Origin of the sequence: Ralstonia flaminis (assembly GCF_958415495.1) — a bacterium.
In the GTDB taxonomy this organism is placed as follows: Bacteria; Pseudomonadota; Gammaproteobacteria; order Burkholderiales; family Burkholderiaceae; genus Ralstonia; species Ralstonia flaminis.
Window position 1 is genome coordinate 17,835 of record NZ_CATZLL010000005.1, and the last position, 16,931, is coordinate 34,765.

Sequence of the window (16,931 nt, forward strand, 5' to 3'; positions counted from 1 at the left end):
GCGGCATGGTCTAGGATGAAGGCACCTTCCGTCACATCCAGAGGACACACCATGCTGCACCCCCGCCGTTTTGCACTCGCCCTGACGGGCGCCGCGCTGCTTGCCGCCGCCACGCCGTCGTTCGCGTATTTCCGCAATGTGCTGGCCAGCACCATCATCGGGTCGATGAGCGAGACGGAGGTGAAATCGTTCACCAAGGCCATCGGCGACACCCTGAAAAACACCGCCGACAACACGCCCGCGCAATGGACGTGGCCGGCAAAAGGCAGGCAACCGGCCATCGAGGCCACCATCACGCCGCTGGAGAGCAAAACAGACGCCGGCCAATCGTGCCGCCGCCTGCAGAGCGAACTGACGCGCGGTTCCAGCAAGGAGCAGTGGACGGCCTGGCTGTGCAAGCAGCCCAGCGGGGAGTGGAAGCTGCGCCGTCTGGCCCAGTAAGCGCTTGCGCTAACGCGTCAGCACTGCCACAAAAACTTCACCTGTCCTGCGTGGCTGGCGCATTGGAAGAGGTAGGCGCAGCCGCCGCCGAAGTTCATGGCGGTGTGCGCGTCGGGCCCTTCCTCCAACTGCGCGGCCAAGTGCATGGGGGCACCGCAGGCGGGGCAACCGGGGGTCTCGTCGGCCTGCAGCCAGGACGGCGCGCCGTGCAGTTGGCCGAGCACCTGGCGGCCGGGCTGGCCGGTGCGCTCGCACCATTGGCGGCGGGCGGCTTCGTAGTCTTCAGTGTCTTGCGCTTCAGTGCGTGCGCCGTTTGTGGTCTCGCGCAGGGTCAGGCCCTCGGCGGGCGGCTCGGCCAGCGTAAGGGCACCCGCCGGCACAAACACGGCGAGGTTGCCGCCTTCGTTTGGGTCCCACTCGTCACAGCAGCCGGGGTCGTTCTGACACATGAAGACCAGCAGCAACCCGGCTGGATGCCCGGCCGTGGCTTCCACGCCAATCTGCCCCTGAAACTGCATCGGCTGCTCGCACGCGGCGCAACACGGCCACGTGAAGGAACCGTCGGCCGACACCAGCGGGCGGCCGCCAAAGCGGGTCTGCGCGGCATGTTCATCGGGTGCGGGAGCATTCAAGAGCAGCGTCACCATGGCAATTCCTTTCAGGTGGGATGAAGGAGGACAGGCCTGCAGAATCGGTGGGCAATTGTGCCGCAGGCATGTGACGCCGTGACACCACATCGTGCGGCCATTTTTGGGGCTATGGGGCATCTAAGTCTGGCCCGGCAGACTGCGGTGAAATCCCCAACGCCCAATTCCCGAATCCCTGCCTCGCATATGGACGCCGCATCACACCCCAGCCGGCGCAACAAGGTGGCCGAAGTCACCGCACTGTTCTGGATCATCAAGATGATGTCCACGACGGTGGGTGCGGCTGCGGCCGATGCGCTCAATCTCGGCTGGCAGTTCGGGCTGGGCGGCACAACCGTCGTCACGGGCGCACTGTTTGCGGCGGCGTTGATGGGCCAGCTTCGCTCACGCCGCTACCTGCCGTGGCTGTACTGGATCACGGTACTGCTGGCGAGCGTGTTTGGCACGCTGGTCGTGGATCTTCTGATTGCACGTGCCGGCTTGCCGACGGGGGCATCGACCGTGGTGCTGTCAGTGGCCCTGCTGGCCACGCTGGTGCTCTGGCACCGCCGCGCGGACACACTCGCCCTCGATGCCGTCGACACCCCCGCGCGTGAGCGCTTCTACTGGCTGGCCGTGCTGCTGGCCTTTGCGCTGGGCACCGCATGCGGCGACTGGCTGACCGAGAGCCTGCGCCTGGGCTATGCACAATCCGCGCTGGGTTTTGGTGTGCTGGTTGCCGTGGCGGCCATGGCGCGCTTCGGCTTTGGCGCGGGCGCCGCACCCACGTTCTGGTGGGCCTTCGTAATGACGCGCCCGCTGGGCGCCGCCTGCCGCGACCTGCTCGCCCAACCGGAGGCCAACGGCGGCCTGGGCCTGAGCACCGGCGCCGTCAATGCGCTCTTCCTGGCGGTGGTCGTGGGGCTTGTGGCCTACCTGTCGGCGCTGGAGCACACGGCGGACACCACACACGACGCTTCGGTTTCACAAAGATAGGGAAACGCTCATGACCCCATCCCGCACCCTCCCCAGCAAACTGCCCGAGATCACGCTGGCGTTCTGGATCATGAAGATCTGCGCCACCACCCTGGGCGAAACCGCCGGCGACCTGCTCTCGATGACGCTCAAGGTCGGCTACGCGGCCAGTTCGGTCCTGCTGATCGGTGTGTTCCTCGTCACGCTGGGCGCGCAACTGCGCAGCAAGGCCTACCACCCGCTGCTGTATTGGGCGGTGATCCTCTCGACCAGCACGGCCGGCACCACGCTGTCGGACTTCATGGACCGCACGCTGGGCCTGGGCTACGCCACCGGGTCGACCATCCTTGCCAGCCTGCTGTGCGCGGTGCTCGTCTACTGGAAGCTGAGCCAGAAATCGCTGTCGATCGCGAACGTGCGCAGCGGCCGGCAGGAGCTGCTGTACTGGGGCGCCATCCTCGTATCCAACACGCTGGGCACGGCGCTGGGCGACTTTCTGGCGGACTCGTCGGGGCTGGGTTTTGCGGGTGGGGCGCTGCTGATTGCCGGTGCGATTGCGCTGATCGCGGCGGCGTATTATCTGACCGGCATCTCGCGCGTGGCGCTGTTCTGGATGGCCTTCGTGCTGACGCGGCCGCTGGGCGCTACGGGCGGTGACCTGCTGACCAAGCCGATCAGCGCGGGCGGCATGAACCTGGGCACGGCGGGCGCATCGGCGGTGCTGCTGGTGATCCTGCTCATCACCATCGGCTATACGAGCTGGCAGGCGCGGCGCGATGCCATGCAGTCCGCTTGAGCCCTCACCAGAAACCGCATGCGCGTGCTCCTTGTTGAAGACGACCCGATGATCGGCGCGGCCGTGGATGCCGCGCTGCGCGACGCCGCCTATGCGGTGGACTGGGTGCGCAACGGCCAGACCGCGCTGGACGTGGCCGCGCATCAACACTACGACGTGCTGCTGCTTGACCTCGGCCTGCCGGGCAAGGATGGCCACGCCGTGCTCAGCGCGCTGCGCGCCCGCGACAACCCCGTGCCGGTGCTGATCCTGACCGCGCGCGATGCCGTGCATGAACGCGTGCGCGGTCTGGACGGCGGCGCGGATGACTACATCCTCAAGCCCTTCGAAATGGTCGAACTGCTGGCCCGCATGCGCGCGGTGCTGCGCCGCAAGGGCGGGGCCGCCAGCCCGGTGCTGACCAACGGCCTGCTCACACTCGACCCTGCCACGCACGAAGCGCGCATGGGCGATGGCGAACCGGTGCGCCTATCGGCGCGCGAGTTTGCGCTGCTGCAAGCGTTGATGCTGCGCCCGGGCGCCATCCTCTCGCGCGCAGAACTGGAAGAGCGCATTTATGGCTGGGGCCACGAGGTGGCCAGCAACGCGGTCGAATTCCTCATCCACGCGCTGCGCAAGAAGCTCGGCGCGCAGGCCATCAAAAACATCAGGGGCGTGGGATGGATGGTGTCCAAGGGTGGGTGAGGGCATCACTGCAGCGGCGGCTGTCGCTGTGGCTGTCGATCATCATCATCGGCGTAGCGGTGCTGGCGGGGGGCTTTGCGTTCGTCTCTGCCTTTAGCGAGGCGCATGAACTGCAGGACGACGTGCTGCGCCAGGTGGGCGCGATGTTCGACCCCGAGCATCTGCCCGCACCGCCCGCGAGCCCAGAAAGCGCGCCGCCCGTCTCCGATCAGGAAGCGCGCGTGATCGTGCAGGTGCTGCCGGGCCCGGGTGGCACGGTGGCGCCCGGCACACCCGCACCACGTCTGGCGTTTCCGCCCGACCTGGTGGACGGCATGCAGACCGCGCGCGCAGGCAAGCGCGAATACCGCGTATGGGTACGCACCCTCGACAACGGTCAGCGCATTGCCGTGGCGCAGGAAACCGCCGTGCGCGATGAGACCGCACGCGACAGCGCCATCCGCACGCTGATGCCGTTCCTGATCCTGGCGCCGATCCTGCTGCTGGCCGTGGCCGACGTGCTGCGCAAGATGTTCGCGCCCATCAAGCGCCTCGCACACGAGGTGGACCAGCGCGACGAACGCCAGCTGCACGCCATTGCGCCCGAAGCCGTGCCCGACGAGGTACGCCCCTTCGTGGTCGCCATCAACCGGCTGCTGGCGCGCGTGGGGCAATCGATGGAAGCGCAGCACCGCTTCGTGGCCGATGCCGCGCACGAGTTGCGCACGCCGCTCACGGCGCTGTCGCTGCAGGCCGAACGCCTGGGGCAGGCGCCGATGTCAGCCGATGCCCATGAACGTCTGGCGACCCTGCGCCAGGGCATCGAGCGCAGCCGTGGGCTGCTCGAACAGTTGCTCACGCTGGCGCGCGCGCAGGAGGCCACCGGCGTGCCGGAGAGCACCGTCCCCGTCCAGCGCATCTTCCGCAGCGTGCTCGAAGACCTGATGCCGTTGGCCGAAGCCAAGCGGCTGGACCTGGGCGTCACCACCGAGGCTGACGCCCACGTGTACGCCAGCGAACTCGACCTCTTTGTCATTGTGCGCAACCTGGTGGACAACGCCATCCGCTACACACCGGCTGGCGGCAGCATTGACCTGTCGATCGCAACCGAGGCACGCGTGGTGTCGATTGGCGTGCAGGACAGCGGCCCCGGCATCCCCGCCGATGAGCGTGAGCGCGTGTTTGATCCGTTCTACCGTGTGCTCGGCAACGAAGCGACGGGCTCGGGGCTCGGGCTGTCGATCGTGAACACAGTGGTGCAGCGGCTGGGTGGGGAGGTGGTGCTGGAGGATGCGAACGGGGCCACGGGTGGGCTGCGGGTGACCGTGCGGCTGCCACAGGCACACGCCTAAAGGCAGCCGCCGCGCTTCATCTATCGCTGCGCGCGAAACACCACCGCCAGCCCCAGCAGGATCATCCCCATGCCCGCCATCGCCACCAGCGAAAGACGATGGCCCAGCACCACATCATCCAGCAGCGCCGTCACCACCGGCACCAGGTAGAACAGACTCGTCACGTTGACGAGGTTGCCGCGTTGCATGAGCCGGTAGAACAGCAGTTGCGCGCCGACCGACATGACCACGCCCATCCACAGCAAGGCGACGATACCGGGCGCGCTGGGTACGAAAGCACTGGGCATCGGCTGCGCGAGCAGGAAAACTGCGCACAGCAGCAGACTGACCGCGTTCTGCAGCGGCAGCACGTCGATGGGCGCTTGGCCCAGGCGTTTCTGCCAGATCGCCCCCACCGTCATGCTGGCCAGCGACGCCAGCGCGTAGCCGAGGCCCGCCATCGGCACCTGCTGCGCGTTGGCACCACCCACCACAAGCGCGAGCCCGCCCAGTGCCAGCACGAGCCCTGCCATGCGTCGCGCAGACCAAGCGCGCTCCATTACCAGCAACGTCAGCAACGGCTGCACACCGAGCACCGTGGCCAGCAACCCCGGCGTGAGCCCGCGGTCGAGCGACAGCAGATAGCAGATGGAGTAGCCACCAGTCAGCAACACACCGGTGCCCGCCACCTTCAGCCGCGAACCCGGCGCGGGCCACCACCGCCCGCGCCAGAGCCCTAGCGCCACCAGCACCAGCGAGGCCAGCGCAAACCGCCCCACCAGAAACGCAAACGCCGGGACATGCTGCACCCCGATCTCCGCGAAGATTGCACCGCTGCTCCACAGCAGCACGAATAGAACCGTCGCGCCGGACCCTGCCAGCGCGGCTTGCATGGAACGCATACCACTCACCTGTCGAAAAGGAATGTCGGGTTCCGGCGCGTGGGCGCACGAGCGCACGCCCACCTCGGGTTCAAGCCCGAGCCTGGATCAGGTCAACCGGAAACGAAGCGGCTGGAAGTCAGCCGAGAGCGGGCAGACGCGGCGGCGGCTGTGCGCCGATCACGTCGTCGCCCGACGAGACGACAGGAGGAGGGAAGGGCCCTGGCTGCACGCACACGTCTTCCATGCCGGCGCGTTGGCCGGCAGCGAGGAAGGTGGCGTGAAGTCGAGACATGGATGCGAAGAATCAGAATTTGCCGAAGGCGTTGCAGCAGGTTAGCGAGGTTGACCGCACCGCGCAAGCGACACGCGGCCTTCGCTCAGGATCAGTCCGTTGCGTGGGGCGACTGCAGATACACCTCGTGCCACCGGCTGACCTTGCCTGCGTCATCAAAGCGCAGCAGCAACATAGCGTCGAACTGGTCAACTGCACCGTGGGTGCGCGTGACCAATGCACGCATGCCGAGCACCACGCCTGCGGCGTCCGCCACTGTCTGCGTCACCTTGTAGTCGATCGACGCGATGGCGTGCTTAAAGCCGTCGAGAAAGGTCTTGTAGTTCGCGTAGTTGGCATCGTAATGCCGCCCGTTTGCGAACACGGTGAACTGCGGCGCAAAGCGTTCGGCGATGACGGCCTCGGTCAGCACCGTGTCGTGCCGCAGATGCGCGCGGTTCCAGTCGAGCAGGGCGTGCGCGTGCTGGAGGTTGTGTTCAGCTTGTGGCGTCATGGGTGGGGAGTGGGAGAGCGTTGCCTTACTTCAGGTACGACTTGATCACCTGCATCACGGCGTCGAAGTCCTCCTGACGCTGCGCTTCGGTGGGCTCCTTGACCACGTGATCCATCAGGTGGCCTTCAAGGACAGCCGCCATCAGCCCGTTGACCGCGCCGCGAATGGCCGCGATCTGCTGCAGGATGGCCGTGCAATCCCCTTCCTCGGCGAGTTGCCTTTCCAGCGCAGTCGCCTGCCCCTGGATGCGCCGCACACGCGCCAGCAGCTTGGCTTTGTCGCGGATGGTATGGGCCATGAGTCAGAACATTGAGGTGGGTTGAATGACGCGAAAGGGTAGCATCAATATACTAGGGGGGAGTATAGTTCACCCACCTGAATTCACCACCGGCTGCCCACCCATGACCGCGTTCGCCACCCTGTTGCAGCAAGGCAATGCCTGGCTGTTCGTGCCCAGTGCCATTCTGCTGGGCGCATTGCATGGCCTGGAGCCGGGGCACTCCAAGACGATGATGGCGGCGTTCATCGTCGCCATTCGCGGCACGCTTGCGCAGGCGGTACTGCTGGGGTTGTCGGCCACGGTCTCGCACACGGCGGTGGTGTGGGCGGTGGCCATGGCGGGGCTGTACTTTGGCCGCAACTGGAACCCGGAGACAACCGAGCCATACTTCCAGATGGCCTCCGCTGTGCTGATCGTCGCCGTGGCGGGGTGGATGATGTGGCGCACATGGCGCAGCACCCGCGCAGCGCACGACCATGACCACGATCATGGTCATGACGACGTCCATCGCATCGACACCGGCCATGGCATCGTCAGGCTGGCAGTGTTTGAAGACGGTGTACCGCCGCGCTTCCGGCTGGCGCAGGAGCATGCACATCAGGGCACGCATGGTCATGCCTGGCCGGCAGATCAGGTGCAGCTGGTGACCGAGCGGCCGGACGGCAGTCGGCAGACCTTCAGCTTCCTGCAGCGCGATGGCTTTCTGGAATCGGAACAGACCATTCCCGAGCCGCATGCCTTCACGGCACGTCTGTCACTCGGGCATGCGCACCATCGGCACGACTACGACGTCGAGTTCATTGAGCACGACCACACGCATGCCGCGCATGACCATGGTGGACTGGATGTGTCGTCCGGCGACGATCAGGATGCGCACGAACGCGCGCACGCCAACGATATCCGCCGCCGCTTCGCCAACCGCGAAGTCACCACCGGCCAGATCATCGTGTTCGGCCTGACCGGCGGGCTGGTGCCGTGCCCGGCGTCCATCACGGTGCTGCTGCTGTGTCTGCAGTTCAAGCAGATCACCCTGGGCGCGGCGCTGGTGCTGTGCTTCAGCATTGGCCTGGCTTTGACGATGGTCGCCTCGGGGGCGCTGGCGGCGCTGAGCGTGAAGCACGTGTCACGACGCTGGGGCGGCTTTGGCGAGTTCGCACGCAAGGCGCCGTACTTCTCGGGTGGGTTGATCGCGCTCGTGGGCCTGTATGTGGGCTGGCAGGGTGTGCAAGGGGTCATGCAGTTGACGTGACCGCCACATGTGCTGCGCGTGTTTGGTCGAGCGCACGTTGTGCCGAGGCTGCATCCACTGCGGCACGGCCTGCGTATCTGTGGGTACCGGCGGGCGCGAACAATTTCTCATGGAAACCGTGTCAGGTTTGCATCGATGTCGCGACCAACAGGAGAGGTCGATGCCATCCGGCAAGCGATCCGTCGGACTGCCATCCGCGGATGGCGCACGCTCAACCAATGAGGAGTTCACCATGCACACCACCCGTTCCTTCACACGCACCCGCCGCCTGTCGTTCGCCTTGCTGGCCACGTTGACGGCCTCCGCCGCGCTGTTCGCGGCGCAACCGGCCGCAGCCGCCAGCAGCGCCGATCCCTACACGCAAGGACAAAGCCGCCTGGACAAGGTGGATGCGTACACGCAAGGGCACAAGCAGGACAAGGCGGATCCGTTCACGCAAGGTGCGGATCGTCAGGCCGACACCTACGGCTATCTTTCGTGGAGGCGCGATCGCTTCGATCCGTACGCACAGGGTGCCGATCAGCAGCGCACTGACACACGTGGCGTGCTCGCATGGCACGGCGATTCCACGTACCCCAGCAACCCGCAGGGCGCACATGCATGAAGCATGCAACCCGAGTGAGAAGTGCCTGCCCCTGCGGGTAGACCTTCTCACCGGTCAACGTGCCAGCGTCGCCCCTTCCTCGACGATCATCTCGTAGAGCGCACGCGCCGCAGGCGACAACTGCGCTGTCCTGCGCGTTACGAGCACCAGCGTGCGCGACACCTCTGGTTCGACCAGTTCTATCGTCCGGATCATCGGGTACGCATTCTTCTGGATCGCGAGCCGCGGCACCACTGCCGCACCCAGCCCTTCGGCCACGAGCCCCAGCGCCGTTGAGCTGCGCTGGACTTCGTAGAACGAATGCAATGTCACTCCGCTGTTCTTGAGCGCGCCTTCGAGCAGGCTGCGGTTGCCGCTCACCTCGCCAGCAAAGATCAATGGATGCGGTTGCAGCGCCTCCCAGCGGATGCGCCGCCGTTTGGCGAGCGGGTGATCGTCGCGGCAGATCAGCACGTACGGGTCGCTCGTGAGCGGCACGCTGGTGAGTTCAGGGTGCTGGTCGCCCGCAATGCTGATGCCGAATTCCGCCTCGCGGCGCAGCACCGCCTGCAGCACCGATGCAGAGGCGTGATCGAGAATCTTCACACGATCGTGCGGCCGGTGCGCGGAGAACGCCCGCAGAATGCGCGGCAGATACTGCACACCCACCGTCGGCACACAGGCGATCGTGATGTCACCACGCTGGCTCAGGCCGGTCTCGCGGATTTCCGTCAGTGCGTCAGACAACTCACTCAACAGTCGGCGTGCCTGCGGCAGGAAGCGGCGGCCGATTTCCGTCAGCTCCGTCCTGCGCGTGGTGCGCTCAACCAGCGCAACCCCCAGGAATGCCTCCAGCTTGCGCAGCCGTTGCGTGATGGCCGTCTGCGTCACATGCAGCGTGTCGGCCGCCTGCGTAAAGCTGCCGCACTCCGCAATCGCCACAAAGGCTTGCACGCCAAGCGTGTCGATCTTCATTAGATAAATGAATCAATGAGAACAATGAATTCATTTTACTGATCCAGCGGAAAACCACAGAATGCCGCCAATCGATAGCACCCCCGGCAAGGAGAATCGCGATGACGACACAACACGATTGGAGCGCAAACCAATACGTTCAGTTTGAAGAAGAGCGCACACGGCCCGCCAGGGACTTGCTGGCCGCCGTGCCGCAAACGCCCATCCACAGCGCCATCGACATCGGCTGCGGGCCGGGCAACTCGACCCAGGCACTGATGGCGCGTGCGCCCGGCGCGGCCATCCTCGGCATCGACAGCTCGGCCGACATGATCGACGCTGCACGCAAGCGCCTGCCTCAGGTGCGCTTTGACATCGCAGACATTGCTGCATGGGATGCGCCCGGCGCATACGACCTGATTCTCGCAAACGCCGTGCTGCAATGGCTGCCCGCGCACGCCAGACTGTTTCCAAAGCTGATCGGCAAGCTGACGCAGGGCGGTCATCTTGCGGTGCAGATGCCGGACAACCTGGACGAACCCACGCACCGCCTGATGCGCGAAGTGGCCGCCGCCGGCCCGTGGGCGGAAAAGCTCAAAGGCGTGGAACGGACCGAGCGGTTCGACCCGCGCCGCTACTACGCAATGCTGTCACCGCTATGCACACGCGTGGACGTGTGGCGCACCACGTACTACCACCCGCTGCGCGGCGGCGCCGATGCAGTGGTCGCGTGGTTGAAAGGCACAGGGCTGCGGCCGTTCCTGGCGGCGTTGAACGACGACGAACGCGGCGCGTTCCTCACGCGCTATCGTGACGCGATCGCGCTGGCATATCCGGCACAGGAGGACGGCACGGTGCTCTTGCCGTTCCCGCGCCTGTTTATCGTGGCGACGCGCAAATAGGTACTGCGACCCCATGAAAAAAGCCCGCCGGCATATACCGACGGGCTTTTTCGTCTGACCTGCTCGACGCTTAGCGCGACGGGTTCAGCAACAGGTTCATGTGACGGTTCACATCCTTGTACAGCAGGTAGCGGAAGCGACCAGGGCCACCCGAATAGCACGCCTGCGGGCAGAACGCGCGCAACCACATGAAGTCGCCCGCTTCCACCTCAACCCAGTCCTGGTTCAGGCGATAGACGGCCTTGCCTTCCAGCACGTACAGGCCGTGCTCCATGACGTGCGTTTCTGCAAACGGAATCACGCCACCCGGCTCGAACGTCACGATGTTCACGTGCATGTCGTGGCGCATGTCGCTCATGTCGACAAAGCGCGTCGTCACCCACGCACCGTTGGTCCCCGGCATCGGGATCGGCTCGACGTCCTGCTCGTTGGTCACGAAGGCTTCCGGCAGCGGAATGCCGTCGACGACCTGATAGTGCTTGCGGATCCAGTGAAAACGCACAGCAGCATCGCTGACGTTGTGCAGCGTCCAGTCCGCGCCCGGCGGAATGAACGCGTAGCCGCCCGGCTTGAGCGTGTGCTTCTTGCCTTGCAGCGTCAGTTCGGCTTCGCCTTCGACGACGAACAGCACGGCTTCGGCGTTCTTGTCCTGCTCGGGCTTGTCGCTGCCGCCGCCCGGGCTCACTTCAACGATGTACTGCGAGAAGGTTTCGGCAAACCCCGACAGCGGGCGGGCGATCACCCACAGGCGCGTGTTCGACCAGAACGGCAGCCAGCTCGTGACGATGTCGCGCATCACCCCCTTCGGGATCACCGCGTACGCCTCGGTGAACATCGCGCGATCGGTCAACAGATCGGTCTGCGGCGGGTGGCCGCCATGCGGCGCGTAATACGTTGTTTTAGACATACTGCATCCAGGCAATGGGTTGGTCCGGCCTCGGGCGCAAACAGCATTGGGCCGTTCGTACGCGGGCGGCGTTGACGATAGCGAAGTCGGCAACAATCGACCAATTAAATGTTGCGATGACTTCCATTCGATTTCCCACTACCCTCCAGCGCCCCGCACATGGTTCACGCGGCCCCCAGCATCAGCTCCAGATTCTGCACCGCCGCACCCGAGGCACCCTTGCCAAGGTTGTCGAACACCGCCGTCAGCAGGACCTGGCCGTGATCGTTGGCAAACACGCCCAGGTGCATGTCGTTGGTGCCGTTGAGCGCCTGCGGGTTCAGATGCGACAACGCGGACGACGCCCGCAGCGGCATCACCTCCACATGCCGCGCACCCGCGTAGTGATCAGCCAGGCACGCATGCAGCCGGGCTGCGTCAACGCCCGGTGCCAGCAAGCGCAACTCCAGCGGCACCGTCAGCGCGATGCCTTGGCGATACGCACCATACGCGGGCACGAACATCGGCCGCTGCGTGAGTCCGGCGTACTGCTGGATTTCCGGCGCATGCTTGTGCGCCAGGCCGAGCCCGTACACCTGGAATGGCAGCGCATTCGCCGCGTCGGGCCCTTCGTAGGCCTCCACCGCGGCGCGGCCACCACCCGAATAGCCGGACACGGCGTGGATGCTGACCGGGTAGTCCACCGGCACCAGACCCGCGCGCACCAGCGGACCGAGCAAGCCAATCGCGCCGGTCGGGTAGCACCCGGGGTTGGTCACGCGGGATGCCGCTGCCACGCGCTGCGCCTGTCCTTCGCTCATCTCCGGAAACCCATACGTCCAGCCCGGCGTGGTGCGATGCGCGGAGCTGGCATCGATCACACGGACATCCGGGTTGACGATGGACGCCGCGGCTTCGCGCGCGGCAGCATCCGGCAGACACAGGATGGCGATATCGCAGGCGTTGATGGCCTCGGCGCGGCGCTTGGCGTCTTTGCGGGCATCGGCAGGCAGCGTCAGCAGTTGCAGGCTCTGCCGATCGATCTGGCCGCGCAGGCGCTCGTGGATCAGCAGGCCCGTGGTGCCTTGGTCGCCATCGATAAAGATCAGGGGTGCAGCCATGCCGGTGTCCTCCAGTACGGGAATACGGTGCGTGCAAAACGATGTGTGAGCCGCTATCTTCACGGCATGCCTGCGATGTGAAAAGTTGAATTTCACAACGCTTATATTCAGTTTTTCTGAACTTGACGCCCGCCATGAGAGAGATCAGCCTGGACCGCCTGCGCACGCTGGTGGAGGTGGCCGACCGCGGCTCGTTTGCCGACGCCGCACGCGCCCTGCACCTGGCGCCGCCCACGGTCAGCCTGCACATTGCCGAGCTGGAGGGCCGTGTGGGTGCGCCACTGCTGTCGCGCAAGCGCGGGCAGGTGCGCCCCTCGGCGATTGGCGAGGTGATGGTCGAACGTGCGCGCCGTCTGCTGGCGGATGCAGAGCAGGCGCTGGACGACATCCAGCGGCAGGTACAGGGCCTGAGCGGGCGCGTGCGGCTGGGTGCGTCCACCGGCGCGATCGCGCATCTGCTGCCGCAAGCGCTGGAGGTGCTGCGGCAGGATCATCCAGGCATCGACGTGCAGGTGGCTGTGCTGACCTCGCAGGAAACGCTCACGCGGCTGGCCGACGGCGTGCTCGATATCGGGCTGGTGGCGCTGCCGCAATCACAGGTGGCGGGGCTGGCGATCAAGCCGTGGCGGCGTGACCCCGTCATGGCGTTTCTGCCAGCGCACTGGCAGAGCCCGGCGCGTGTCACGCCGGCATGGCTGGCGGGGCAGCCGCTCATCCTCAACGACACCACCACGCGGCTCTCACGCCTGACGGCGGAGTGGTTCGCCGCCGACGGCCATCACCCCACGCCGCGCATCCAGCTCAACTACAACGACGCGATCAAGAGCCTGGTGGCAGCGGGCTACGGCGCCACACTGCTGCCGCACGAAGCGGCGACGCCAGTGCCGGACGCCCGCATTGTCATGCGAGCGCTGCGGCCGGCATTGTGGCGCCAGCTTGGCATCGCGCATCGGGCAGGGCACATCGAACGCGCCACGCAACATGTGCTCGACGTGCTATGGGGCATGCGTGCGCGGTAGGGCAGTGTCCGGACTGGGCCTCAGCCGAGCAGATATTCGCGCGTGAGTTGCCGCGCCCGGTGCAGGCGGCTCTTCACTGCCGCGCGGGACGCGTTCAACTGATCGGCAATCTCGCCGATGGTCATCTCGTTCAGGTCACGCAGCACGATGATCTCGCGATAGTGCGCGGGCAAGGATTCCAGTGCGGCCGCCACGTCGTGGCGCAGATCGTCGACCGGCAGGCGTGCGAGCCACGCTTCCACCTTGTCGTCATCCCACGGGTCGGTCGAGAGTGCCTTGCGCGCCATGCGATGACACTCGCGGCGCACGATGGCGAACAGCCAACTGGAAAACGCCGCCGCCGCGCGCAGCGACCCCACCTTGCGCGAGAGCACCAGCAGGCTTTCCTGCACGGCGTCATCGACGTCGGAGACCAAGCAATTGCGCTGCGCATAGCGGCGGATGTCGGGCTGACAGACGGCCAGCAGTCGCTCGATGGCCGATACGTCTCCCGCGCGGGCGGCATCGAGCAGGGGTTGGTGACGGACAAGATCCATGGCGTCAGTCGCGCGGGTTACCGCTTAGGTTGCTGCAGCCGACGGCCGACCAGTGCACACGCCGGGCAGAAGCCAACCACACCGGTCAGGCCAAACCCGGCGCCGGCTGCGGCCAGCAGCCAGTTCCAGGGCGCAGCCGCCAGGGCCAGCCCGCCAACAGCGACAGCCAGCGCCAGCACGATGCGCACGACACGCTCCCAGTTCGGCACGTTCTTCACATACAGGGCAGATTTCAGAAACGACATGATGTTCTCCAAAGGGGTCGGACGAAAGGTGAGGACAGTCCTCGCCCCCCTAAGAGGCACCGCCAGCGTGAACGGATTCGCGCCCATCAAAAAAAAATCTGCGGCGCACCTGTACCGCAGGCGCATGATGGCCGCCGTTGTATGCGCGTCACGCAAATTCGGGTTGACTTCGCCGGTTGCGATAACTATCTTAAGATATGTTTTTAGACATAATGCGGCGCAAACATCACCCGGGCGATCCCCGCCACGGAGACAAGCGCCTTCTCTCCGTTATCTTCGTTCTCTCCCATGCCCTTACTTGAACCCAAGCGCGAGCGGCATCTGCTCTGGCTGCTCGCGCTCACGCAGTTCACCGTCATCATGGATTTCATGGTGATGATGCCGCTCGGTCCGCAGATCATGCATACGTTTGGCATCGGCCCGGCGGCGTTCGCCACGGCGGTGTCGGTGTATTCGCTGTGCTCCGGCGCCTCGGGCCTGCTGGCCGCCACGTACACCGACCGCTTTGACCGGCGCCGCCTGCTGCTGACCGTCTACGGCCTGTTCACGCTGGCCAACCTGGCCTGTGCGCTATCGGGCAGCTACAGCATGCTGCTGTTTGCACGCGCATTTGCGGGGCTCACGGGCGGCGTGCTTGGCTCGCTCGTGCTCGCCATCCTGTCGGATGTGATTCCGCCCGCGCGGCGGGGCGCGGCCACCGGCGTGGTGATGTCGTCGTTTGCACTGGCGGCCATGGCTGGCGTGCCGGTGGGCATCGCGCTGGGTGCACACCTCGGCTGGACGGCACCGTTCTTCCTGCTGACCGTGATGACCGCGCTGACGTGGCTGGGCGCGCGGCACACCATTCCGCCGCTGACTGGCCACCTGAGCAACACCCGCCAGACACCCGGCCAGATCCTCGCGGGCCTGTGGCAGTTGCTGAGCAACCCACGGCATCTGCGGGCCTTCCTGCTGACCTTCGTGATGATGGGTTCGCACATGCTGGTGATCCCGTTCATCTCGCCGGTGCTGGTGGCCAACCATGGCATCGCGCCGCAGGATCTGTCGTGGCTGTACGTGGCGGGGGGTGCAGCAGCGTTCTTCAGTTCGCGCGCCGTGGGCAAGCTGGCCGACCACTACGGCCGTCGCCGTGTTTTTGTGGCGGCGGCGCTGCTGGCGTTCATCCCGGTGCTGGTGATGACGCATCTGCCGAACTGGCCCTTCATCGGCCTGCTGCTGTTTTTCCCGTGCTTCATGGTGGTCCTCTCCAGCCGCATGGTGCCCATGCAGGCCCTGATGACGACCGTGCCCGACGCGAAGGTGCGCGGCGCCTTCCTTTCGGCCAACAGCGCGGTGATGTCGGTAGGCACGGGGACGGGCGCATGGATTGGCGGGCTGCTGCTCTCCACCAGCGCGGGTGGCCACATCGATGGCTACGGGCTCAACGGCTGGCTGGCCGTGGCGGCGGGGCTGTTCTGCGTGTTCTGGGTGAGCCAGGTAAAGGGGTCGGATGCGCATGGCGATCCGTCGCTCGGCGCACCATCCGCACCGGCCGGCGCATCCACCTTGCAGACCGCCCCGCAGGCTGCGCAGGCGGAGAAGGTCTGAGCCTGAGCGCTTGCGTTTACTCCGCTTCCACCACCGTCTTCAGCTTCACCAGGTCACGCTGCACCCATTCGGCATCGGCCTCGAACTGCGCGTCGTCCATGCCGGGCAGTTGAAACAGCGTGAGCGAGACGGTGGTGCCGGCGCCGTTGCGTACCACGCGCAGCGGCACGTAGATGACGGTGTCATCCGGCAGGCGCACCCAGTGGTCGGCAATGCCAAACGTGTTGGGCGGGCTGAAACGGATGAACACGTTGCCCTGCGGCGCATCGCCAATCCATTCGTCGGGCGCCGCACCCGAGCCCTGCGTGCTGGGTGCCAGGCTGGTCGACAAGCCCGTCGCCCAGGTGGGATAGTTCAGCGGCTCGGCCAGGAAGGCGGCCACATCATCAAAGTGGCGCTCGATGTTGATGCTGAGTGTGCGGACGGGATGCATGCGGGCTCCAGGGCAGGCGGTGCTCAACCGAACGAGAGGCGCGCCGGTCGCTGGAGTATAGGCGGCCGCGCATCCGTCCTGCATGCGCCCGGATCCGCCATGCTGCGGTGAGGCGCCTCTTAAGCCGGCAGCTTGCGAAAGCTGATCGCCAGACGGTTCCACGTGTTGATGGTGGACACAAGCAGCGTCAGGTCAACCAGCTCGGCATCAGAAAACTGGGCGCGCACGGCCTGCCATACATCATCTGGCACGCGGGTTTCAGCGACGAGGGTGACGGCCTCTGTCCACGCCAGCGCGGCGCGTTCGCGGTCGGTGAAGAAGGGCGTTTCATGCCAGACCGACACGGTGGCCAGGCGGCGATCGTCTTCCCCCCCTTTGCGCGCGTCGCTGGTGTGCAGGTCGACGCAGTAGGCGCAACCGTTGATCTGCGAGGCGCGCAGGCGCACGAGCTCTGTCAGCGGCTTTTCCAGCGTGCTCTTGCTCAGCACCTTTTCCAGACCCATCACCGCCTGGATGGCAACGGGATTGGCTGTATAGAAGTCGAGGCGGGGTTCCATGATCGGGCTCCGGTACGTGGTGACAGGCGCCAGATTAGAGGGTCGAGTGGCTCGGCAAAAGCACCACTCTCGGCGAGT

General features: G+C 65.8%; 22 protein-coding genes. 10 read left to right on the forward strand and 12 right to left on the reverse strand.

From position 1 onward, the window contains the following. Nucleotides 1-51: 51 nt before the first annotated feature. On the forward strand, nucleotides 52-441 hold the full coding sequence (locus R2N11_RS08875; protein ID WP_199029956.1) for a hypothetical protein: 390 nt from the start codon (nucleotides 52-54) through the stop codon (nucleotides 439-441). Nucleotides 442-458: 17 nt separating this feature from the next. Here the strand turns inward: R2N11_RS08875 and R2N11_RS08880 are convergent, their stop codons facing one another. Beyond that, a complete protein-coding gene (locus tag R2N11_RS08880; protein ID WP_316680833.1) occupies nucleotides 459-1,088 on the reverse strand; it encodes a hypothetical protein in 630 nt (209 codons plus the stop codon). A gap of 186 nt (nucleotides 1,089-1,274) precedes the next feature. On the opposite strand from R2N11_RS08880, the gene R2N11_RS08885 reads away from it, so the two are divergent. Genes R2N11_RS08885 through R2N11_RS08900 form a run of 4 tightly spaced genes read left to right on the forward strand, consistent with a single transcriptional unit; the run spans nucleotide 1,275 to nucleotide 4,853 of the window. After that, complete coding sequence (locus tag R2N11_RS08885; protein WP_316680834.1) at nucleotides 1,275-2,063, forward strand: COG4705 family protein; 789 nt, start codon at nucleotides 1,275-1,277, stop codon at nucleotides 2,061-2,063. Nucleotides 2,064-2,073: 10 nt separating this feature from the next. After that, nucleotides 2,074-2,838, forward strand: a complete 765-nt coding sequence (locus R2N11_RS08890) for a COG4705 family protein (RefSeq protein WP_199029962.1) — start codon at nucleotides 2,074-2,076, stop codon at nucleotides 2,836-2,838. Nucleotides 2,839-2,856: 18 nt separating this feature from the next. Continuing rightward, the gene (locus R2N11_RS08895) at nucleotides 2,857-3,522 is read left to right on the forward strand and encodes a response regulator transcription factor (protein ID WP_199029963.1); all 666 of its coding nucleotides are present in this window, start codon (nucleotides 2,857-2,859) and stop codon (nucleotides 3,520-3,522) included. Further along, entirely contained in the window at nucleotides 3,498-4,853 is a 1,356-nt protein-coding gene (locus tag R2N11_RS08900; RefSeq protein WP_316680835.1) for an ATP-binding protein, read from the forward strand. Before R2N11_RS08895 ends, R2N11_RS08900 begins: the two co-directional genes overlap by 25 nt. 20 nt (nucleotides 4,854-4,873) lie before the next feature. Here R2N11_RS08900 and R2N11_RS08905 read toward each other — a convergent pair whose 3' ends face one another. The 4 genes from R2N11_RS08905 to R2N11_RS08920 form a co-directional block, all read right to left on the reverse strand. After that, nucleotides 4,874-5,734 (reverse strand): DMT family transporter, encoded by an 861-nt coding sequence (locus R2N11_RS08905; RefSeq protein ID WP_316680836.1) that lies wholly within the window; start codon nucleotides 5,732-5,734, stop codon nucleotides 4,874-4,876. 118 nt (nucleotides 5,735-5,852) lie between these two features. Then, the gene (locus tag R2N11_RS08910) at nucleotides 5,853-6,008 is read right to left on the reverse strand and encodes a hypothetical protein (protein WP_199029970.1); all 156 of its coding nucleotides are present in this window, start codon (nucleotides 6,006-6,008) and stop codon (nucleotides 5,853-5,855) included. 91 nt (nucleotides 6,009-6,099) lie between these two features. Next, a complete protein-coding gene (locus tag R2N11_RS08915) occupies nucleotides 6,100-6,501 on the reverse strand; it encodes a nuclear transport factor 2 family protein (RefSeq protein ID WP_316680837.1) in 402 nt (133 codons plus the stop codon). Nucleotides 6,502-6,526: 25 nt separating this feature from the next. Further along, entirely contained in the window at nucleotides 6,527-6,799 is a 273-nt protein-coding gene (locus R2N11_RS08920) for a metal/formaldehyde-sensitive transcriptional repressor (RefSeq protein WP_199029974.1), read from the reverse strand. 103 nt (nucleotides 6,800-6,902) lie between these two features. Here R2N11_RS08920 and R2N11_RS08925 point away from each other — a divergent pair, with 103 nt between their 5' ends. Next, nucleotides 6,903-8,030 (forward strand): nickel/cobalt efflux transporter, encoded by a 1,128-nt coding sequence (locus R2N11_RS08925; RefSeq protein WP_316680838.1) that lies wholly within the window; start codon nucleotides 6,903-6,905, stop codon nucleotides 8,028-8,030. 232 nt (nucleotides 8,031-8,262) lie between these two features. After that, complete coding sequence (locus R2N11_RS08930; protein WP_199029978.1) at nucleotides 8,263-8,634, forward strand: hypothetical protein; 372 nt, start codon at nucleotides 8,263-8,265, stop codon at nucleotides 8,632-8,634. A gap of 54 nt (nucleotides 8,635-8,688) precedes the next feature. Here R2N11_RS08930 and R2N11_RS08935 read toward each other — a convergent pair whose 3' ends face one another. Beyond that, a complete protein-coding gene (locus R2N11_RS08935) occupies nucleotides 8,689-9,588 on the reverse strand; it encodes a LysR family transcriptional regulator (RefSeq protein WP_316680839.1) in 900 nt (299 codons plus the stop codon). 101 nt (nucleotides 9,589-9,689) lie between these two features. Here R2N11_RS08935 and tam point away from each other — a divergent pair, with 101 nt between their 5' ends. After that, a complete protein-coding gene (tam, locus tag R2N11_RS08940) occupies nucleotides 9,690-10,469 on the forward strand; it encodes a trans-aconitate 2-methyltransferase (protein WP_316680840.1) in 780 nt (259 codons plus the stop codon). A gap of 70 nt (nucleotides 10,470-10,539) precedes the next feature. Here the strand turns inward: tam and R2N11_RS08945 are convergent, their stop codons facing one another. Next, nucleotides 10,540-11,376 carry a bifunctional allantoicase/(S)-ureidoglycine aminohydrolase gene (locus tag R2N11_RS08945; RefSeq protein ID WP_199029984.1) on the reverse strand — a complete coding sequence of 279 codons (837 nt, stop codon included), beginning with the start codon at nucleotides 11,374-11,376 and terminating at the stop codon, nucleotides 10,540-10,542. 164 nt (nucleotides 11,377-11,540) lie between these two features. Further along, nucleotides 11,541-12,476: an N-acetyl-gamma-glutamyl-phosphate reductase gene (gene argC / locus R2N11_RS08950; RefSeq protein WP_316680841.1), complete on the reverse strand. Its 936-nt coding sequence runs from the start codon at nucleotides 12,474-12,476 to the stop codon at nucleotides 11,541-11,543. Between the two features lie 134 nt (nucleotides 12,477-12,610). Here argC and R2N11_RS08955 point away from each other — a divergent pair, with 134 nt between their 5' ends. Then, nucleotides 12,611-13,495, forward strand: coding sequence for a LysR family transcriptional regulator (locus R2N11_RS08955; protein WP_316680842.1), 885 nt, complete (start codon nucleotides 12,611-12,613; stop codon nucleotides 13,493-13,495). A gap of 20 nt (nucleotides 13,496-13,515) precedes the next feature. Here R2N11_RS08955 and R2N11_RS08960 read toward each other — a convergent pair whose 3' ends face one another. Continuing rightward, complete coding sequence (locus tag R2N11_RS08960; RefSeq protein ID WP_316680843.1) at nucleotides 13,516-14,031, reverse strand: RNA polymerase sigma factor; 516 nt, start codon at nucleotides 14,029-14,031, stop codon at nucleotides 13,516-13,518. A 17-nt stretch (nucleotides 14,032-14,048) separates the two neighbouring features. Continuing rightward, a complete protein-coding gene (locus tag R2N11_RS08965) occupies nucleotides 14,049-14,276 on the reverse strand; it encodes a YgaP family membrane protein (protein ID WP_199029990.1) in 228 nt (75 codons plus the stop codon). 288 nt (nucleotides 14,277-14,564) lie between these two features. On the opposite strand from R2N11_RS08965, the gene R2N11_RS08970 reads away from it, so the two are divergent. Then, complete coding sequence (locus R2N11_RS08970) at nucleotides 14,565-15,863, forward strand: MFS transporter (RefSeq protein WP_316680844.1); 1,299 nt, start codon at nucleotides 14,565-14,567, stop codon at nucleotides 15,861-15,863. A gap of 16 nt (nucleotides 15,864-15,879) precedes the next feature. Here the strand turns inward: R2N11_RS08970 and R2N11_RS08975 are convergent, their stop codons facing one another. Both R2N11_RS08975 and R2N11_RS08980 read right to left on the reverse strand, forming a co-directional pair. Continuing rightward, complete coding sequence (locus R2N11_RS08975) at nucleotides 15,880-16,296, reverse strand: SRPBCC family protein (RefSeq protein WP_316680845.1); 417 nt, start codon at nucleotides 16,294-16,296, stop codon at nucleotides 15,880-15,882. A gap of 119 nt (nucleotides 16,297-16,415) precedes the next feature. Continuing rightward, complete coding sequence (locus R2N11_RS08980) at nucleotides 16,416-16,853, reverse strand: carboxymuconolactone decarboxylase family protein (protein WP_199029993.1); 438 nt, start codon at nucleotides 16,851-16,853, stop codon at nucleotides 16,416-16,418. Between the last annotated feature and the right edge of the window lie 78 nt (nucleotides 16,854-16,931).

Coding starts and splice junctions, on each gene's coding strand:
- R2N11_RS08875 (WP_199029956.1), top strand. CDS start 52: ATGCTGCACCCCCGCCGTTTTGCACTCGCCCTGACGGGCGCCGCGCTG.
- R2N11_RS08880 (WP_316680833.1), bottom strand. CDS start 1,088: ATGGTGACGCTGCTCTTGAATGCTCCCGCACCCGATGAACATGCCGCG.
- R2N11_RS08885 (WP_316680834.1), top strand. CDS start 1,275: ATGGACGCCGCATCACACCCCAGCCGGCGCAACAAGGTGGCCGAAGTC.
- R2N11_RS08890 (WP_199029962.1), top strand. CDS start 2,074: ATGACCCCATCCCGCACCCTCCCCAGCAAACTGCCCGAGATCACGCTG.
- R2N11_RS08895 (WP_199029963.1), top strand. CDS start 2,857: ATGCGCGTGCTCCTTGTTGAAGACGACCCGATGATCGGCGCGGCCGTG.
- R2N11_RS08900 (WP_316680835.1), top strand. CDS start 3,498: ATGGATGGTGTCCAAGGGTGGGTGAGGGCATCACTGCAGCGGCGGCTG.
- R2N11_RS08905 (WP_316680836.1), bottom strand. CDS start 5,734: ATGCGTTCCATGCAAGCCGCGCTGGCAGGGTCCGGCGCGACGGTTCTA.
- R2N11_RS08910 (WP_199029970.1), bottom strand. CDS start 6,008: ATGTCTCGACTTCACGCCACCTTCCTCGCTGCCGGCCAACGCGCCGGC.
- R2N11_RS08915 (WP_316680837.1), bottom strand. CDS start 6,501: ATGACGCCACAAGCTGAACACAACCTCCAGCACGCGCACGCCCTGCTC.
- R2N11_RS08920 (WP_199029974.1), bottom strand. CDS start 6,799: ATGGCCCATACCATCCGCGACAAAGCCAAGCTGCTGGCGCGTGTGCGG.
- R2N11_RS08925 (WP_316680838.1), top strand. CDS start 6,903: ATGACCGCGTTCGCCACCCTGTTGCAGCAAGGCAATGCCTGGCTGTTC.
- R2N11_RS08930 (WP_199029978.1), top strand. CDS start 8,263: ATGCACACCACCCGTTCCTTCACACGCACCCGCCGCCTGTCGTTCGCC.
- R2N11_RS08935 (WP_316680839.1), bottom strand. CDS start 9,588: ATGAAGATCGACACGCTTGGCGTGCAAGCCTTTGTGGCGATTGCGGAG.
- tam (WP_316680840.1), top strand. CDS start 9,690: ATGACGACACAACACGATTGGAGCGCAAACCAATACGTTCAGTTTGAA.
- R2N11_RS08945 (WP_199029984.1), bottom strand. CDS start 11,376: ATGTCTAAAACAACGTATTACGCGCCGCATGGCGGCCACCCGCCGCAG.
- argC (WP_316680841.1), bottom strand. CDS start 12,476: ATGGCTGCACCCCTGATCTTTATCGATGGCGACCAAGGCACCACGGGC.
- R2N11_RS08955 (WP_316680842.1), top strand. CDS start 12,611: ATGAGAGAGATCAGCCTGGACCGCCTGCGCACGCTGGTGGAGGTGGCC.
- R2N11_RS08960 (WP_316680843.1), bottom strand. CDS start 14,031: ATGGATCTTGTCCGTCACCAACCCCTGCTCGATGCCGCCCGCGCGGGA.
- R2N11_RS08965 (WP_199029990.1), bottom strand. CDS start 14,276: ATGTCGTTTCTGAAATCTGCCCTGTATGTGAAGAACGTGCCGAACTGG.
- R2N11_RS08970 (WP_316680844.1), top strand. CDS start 14,565: ATGCCCTTACTTGAACCCAAGCGCGAGCGGCATCTGCTCTGGCTGCTC.
- R2N11_RS08975 (WP_316680845.1), bottom strand. CDS start 16,296: ATGCATCCCGTCCGCACACTCAGCATCAACATCGAGCGCCACTTTGAT.
- R2N11_RS08980 (WP_199029993.1), bottom strand. CDS start 16,853: ATGGAACCCCGCCTCGACTTCTATACAGCCAATCCCGTTGCCATCCAG.